We start from the raw sequence: 401 nt of genomic DNA, 5'->3' as shown, positions 1-401 counted from the left end.
GGCCCTCAGCCGCAGCCGCCCCCACAGGTGTGCGGCGCCGAACGACGCCGCCGCGCAGACCAGCGCGGTCGCGGCGAGCGCCCCCGCCGCGGGCAGGCCGGGGGCGACCCGCGCGGCCACCGCCCCGCCGAGCGGCGCGACGAAGGCCAGGTGCACCAGATAGGCCCCGAACGAGGCGTCCGACAGCCGCCGCACCGCGCCCCGCCACCGCTGCGGCACCCGGACGCCGCGCACGGCGCCCAGGACGGCGAGCGTCAGCACGGCCACCGGCAGCGTGGCGTAGGCGGCGGGGAACCGGAACCCGAGCTGGTACGCACCCACCGCGACGCATCCCGCCGCCGCGGCCGCCGCCCACGCCCACCGGGGGCCGAGGCCCCGGGCCGTGCCCAGCAGGGCGGCCC

Annotated in this window: 1 protein-coding gene; it reads right to left on the bottom strand. The window is 82.3% G+C overall.

Annotation, left to right across the window (positions count from 1 at the left end; genetic code table 11):
- Window positions 1–401: acyltransferase family protein (locus ACOV8S_RS20160; RefSeq protein WP_448319181.1), on the bottom strand; the 401-nt coding region annotated here is incomplete at both ends.

Source organism: Streptomyces sp. CO7, assembly GCF_053474865.1.
This window is presented reverse-complemented; position numbering and strand designations above follow the sequence as displayed.